The following is a 3,473-nucleotide window of genomic DNA, read 5'->3' as shown; positions in this document are numbered from 1 at the left end:
GGCTGCCGCCCCCACCGGCCCCGAGCCCAGGCAGGAATTGCCGCCCCTGCCCCGAGTCCGATGACTGCCGCCCCGAACCCCGCCGTCGGCTCGATGGGCTGCGTCGACCTCAGCGTGGGGGACGTGCGGCGACCGTGGGGCGTGCGGAAGAAGGGCAGGCGGGTGTTCGTGCGGGGGCGGCGGCCCGGGACGTGGCCGGACGGTCGGCGGGGCCGGTGCCCCGGGCGGGCCGGGGCCCTCTGAGACACTGGGCGCGATGAGCGAGAGAACAGCCCCGCGGACCGCGCCCCTGCGAGCCCGCGCCGAGATCGACCTGGCCGCCCTGCGGGCCAACGTTCGGGCCCTGCGTGCCCATGCCCCGGGCGCGGCCGTGATGGCCGTGGTGAAGTCCGAGGCGTACGGCCACGGGGCTGTGCCGTGCGCCCGTGCCGCCGTAGAGGCGGGAGCGAACTGGCTGGGCACGGCCACGCCCGAGGAGGCCCTCGCCCTGCGGGCCGCCGGACTGCCGGGCCGCATCATGTGCTGGTTGTGGACGCCCGGCGGACCCTGGCGCGAGGCGATCGAGGCCGACCTGGACGTCTCCGTCAGCGGCCTGTGGGCCCTGCGGGAGGTCACCGAGGCGGCCCGGGCGGCCGACCGCCCCGCCCGGGTGCAGCTCAAGGCCGACACCGGCCTCGGGCGCAACGGCTGCCAGCCGGGGGAGGACTGGGCCGCCCTGGTCGGCGAGGCCCGGCGCGCGGAGGCCGAGGGGCTGCTGCGCGTCACCGGCCTGTGGTCGCACTTCGCCTGCGCCGACGAGCCCGGGCACCCCTCCATCGCCGCCCAGCTGGACCTGTTCCGCGAGATGGTCGCCCACGCCGAGGGCCAGGGCGTGCGGCCCGAGGTCCGGCACATCGCCAACTCCCCGGCCACGCTCACGCTCCCCGAGAGCCACTTCGACCTGGTCCGCACCGGCATCGCCACCTACGGCATCTCGCCCAGCCCCGAGCTGGGCACCCCGGCCGACTTCGGACTGCGCCCGGTGATGACGCTGTCCGCCTCGCTCGCCCTGGTCAAGCACGTCCCGGGCGGGCACGGCGTCAGCTACGGGCACCGGTACGTCACGCCCGGCCGGACCACCCTCGGCCTCGTCCCGCTCGGCTACGCGGACGGCATCCCGCGCCACGCCTCCTCGGCCGGCCCGGTGCTGATCGAGGGCAAGTGGCGGACGATCGCGGGGCGCGTCGCCATGGACCAGTTCGTGGTCGACCTGGGCGGCGACGTGCCGGCGGAGGGCACCGAGGCGGTCCTCTTCGGGCCCGGGGACCGCGGGGAGCCCACCGCCGAGGACTGGGCGCAGGCGGCCGGAACCATCGCCTACGAGATCGTGACCCGGATCGGAACGCGCGTTCCGCGCGTCTATGTGAAGGAGGAACGGGACGGGTAACTCGCACCGGTGGGACTGGTCACGCGAGGAACGAAAGGCACCCTGGTGACAGGGGCACCATCAGTCACACGGCATCATCCGACCCGGTGAGTCACCCGATCGGCAGCCCGGCGAAGAGGAGCGGTACGTGAGCGAGAGCAGTGCGGAGGTCGTCGCGGACGTCGCCTCCGCGGCCGTCGCGGCCTCCGCCGCGGGGGCGGCGGGCGGCTGGCGCCGGGCGACGGGTCTCGCCGGCGTCGCGATAGGCGTGGTGGCCGCGGGCGCGGCCGCCGGGGTCGCCCTGGAGCGGATGACGGTCGGCCGGGGCATGCGCCAGAAGGCCCGGCTCGCCCTCGACTCGGCGGGGCCCTACGGCTCGCTGCGCGGCATGCCCGGCAAGGCGTTCGCCGACGACGGCACGGAGCTGTACTACGAGGTCGACGAGATCGACCCGGAGGCCGCCGCCCCGGCCATCGGGCCGCGCCGCCGCAGGCTCTTCGGCCGCAAGGCGCCCGCGCCCGTCACCGTCGTCTTCAGCCACGGCTACTGCCTCAGCCAGGACTCCTGGCACTTCCAGCGGGCGGCCCTGCGCGGCGTCGTGCGGACCGTGCACTGGGACCAGCGCAGCCACGGCCGCTCCGGGCGGGGCGCGGCGCAGGCGCGGGGCGAGTCGGTCACCATCGAGCAGCTGGGCCGCGACCTGAAGGCCGTCATCGACGCGGCCGTGCCCGAGGGGCCGATCGTGCTGGTCGGGCACTCCATGGGCGGCATGACGGTGATGGCGCTGGCCGACCAGTTCCCCGAGCTGATCCGTGAGCGGGTCGTCGGGGTCGCGTTCGTGGGCACGTCCTCGGGTCGCCTCGGCGAGGTCAACTACGGGCTCCCCGTGGCAGGGGTCAACGCGGTGCGGCGGGTGCTGCCGGGGGTGCTGAAGGCGCTGGGGCAGCGGGCCGAGCTGGTGGAGAAGGGGCGCCGGGCCACCGCGGAACTGTTCGCCGGGATCATCAAGCGGTACTCCTTCGCCTCCCGGGACGTCGACCCGGCGGTGGCGCGGTTCGCCGAGCGGATGATCGAGAGCACGCCGATCGACGTGGTCGCCGAGTACTACCCGGCGTTCAACGACCACGACAAGACCGAGGCGCTCGCCCACTTCGCCGACCTGCCGGTCCTCGTCCTGGCCGGGGTGCAGGACCTGGTCACGCCGAGTGAGCACAGCGAGGCCATCGCCGATCTGCTGCCGGACGCGGAGCTGGTGCTGGTGCCGGACGCGGGGCACCTGGTCATGCTGGAGCACCCGGAAGTGGTCACCGACCGCCTCGCCGACCTGCTCACCCGCACGGGTGCCGTGCCCGCAGGGGCTACCGTGAAGGGCTATGGAAGCACCAGCAGCACCGCACAACCCGGCTGAGCCCGGATCGTCCGTCCAGATCGTCGTCACGTCCCCCGAGCAGATGCGGGAGCTGGGCCGCCGGCTCGCGAAACTGCTGCGCGCGGGTGACCTGGTGATGCTGAGCGGGGAACTCGGCGCGGGCAAGACGACGCTGACCCGTGGACTGGGCGAGGGGCTCGGCGTGCGCGGGGCCGTCACCTCGCCGACGTTCGTGATCGCGCGGGTGCATCCCTCGCTGGGCGACGGGCCGCCGCTGGTCCACGTCGACGCGTACCGGCTCTCCGGCGGCCTCGACGAGATGGAGGACCTCGACCTCGACGTCTCCCTGCCCGAGTCCGTGGTCGTCGTGGAGTGGGGCGAGGGCAAGGTCGAGGAGCTGACCGAGGACCGCCTCCAGGTCGTCATCCACCGCGCGGTGGGCGACACGACGGACGAGGTCCGGCACATGACGGTCACCGGCCTGGGCGAACGCTGGACGTCGACGGACCTGAACGCCCTGACGGCGTGAGCCGCGCTCACCCCGCGTGTGGCCCCGGCACCGCGGCTCGCCCCGGCGACCCGGGACCCTGCTGAGCCGCCCGCGCCCCGCCGCCGAGCCGGGCGCCGTCGGGTCCGGCAGCGGCGCGCCCGTCCTGGCCGCGGTTGCCGTGCGGCAGCGGTGTGCCCGTTCCGGCCAGG

The 3,473-nt window shown here is 75.1% G+C and carries 3 protein-coding genes; all 3 read left to right on the top strand.

What is annotated here, in order from left to right; genetic code table 11:
- Nucleotides 1-256 precede the first annotated feature (256 nt).
- The 3 genes from alr to tsaE all read left to right on the top strand — a co-directional run bounded on the left by alr (nt 257) and on the right by tsaE (nt 3,303).
- On the top strand, nt 257-1,426 hold the full coding sequence (alr, locus tag RIN80_RS13080; RefSeq protein WP_309095751.1) for an alanine racemase: 1,170 nt from the start codon (nt 257-259) through the stop codon (nt 1,424-1,426).
- A gap of 127 nt (nt 1,427-1,553) precedes the next feature.
- Entirely contained in the window at nt 1,554-2,813 is a 1,260-nt protein-coding gene (locus RIN80_RS13075) for an alpha/beta hydrolase (RefSeq protein WP_309095750.1), read from the top strand.
- Nucleotides 2,779-3,303, top strand: coding sequence for a tRNA (adenosine(37)-N6)-threonylcarbamoyltransferase complex ATPase subunit type 1 TsaE (gene tsaE / locus RIN80_RS13070; protein ID WP_309095749.1), 525 nt, complete (start codon nt 2,779-2,781; stop codon nt 3,301-3,303). Before RIN80_RS13075 ends, tsaE begins: the two co-directional genes overlap by 35 nt.
- Nucleotides 3,304-3,473: the final 170 nt, after the last annotated feature.

This window comes from Streptomyces sp., assembly GCF_031181705.1.
Taxonomy (GTDB): domain Bacteria; phylum Actinomycetota; class Actinomycetes; order Streptomycetales; family Streptomycetaceae; genus Streptomyces.
Note: the sequence above shows the minus strand (reverse complement) of the source record. Positions and strands in the feature narration are given on the sequence as shown.

Bases quoted from the DNA above. Each gene is read 5' to 3' on its own strand.
- alr (WP_309095751.1), top strand. From the start codon at position 257: ATGAGCGAGAGAACAGCCCCGCGGACCGCGCCCCTGCGAGCCCGCGCC.
- tsaE (WP_309095749.1), top strand. From the start codon at position 2,779: ATGGAAGCACCAGCAGCACCGCACAACCCGGCTGAGCCCGGATCGTCC.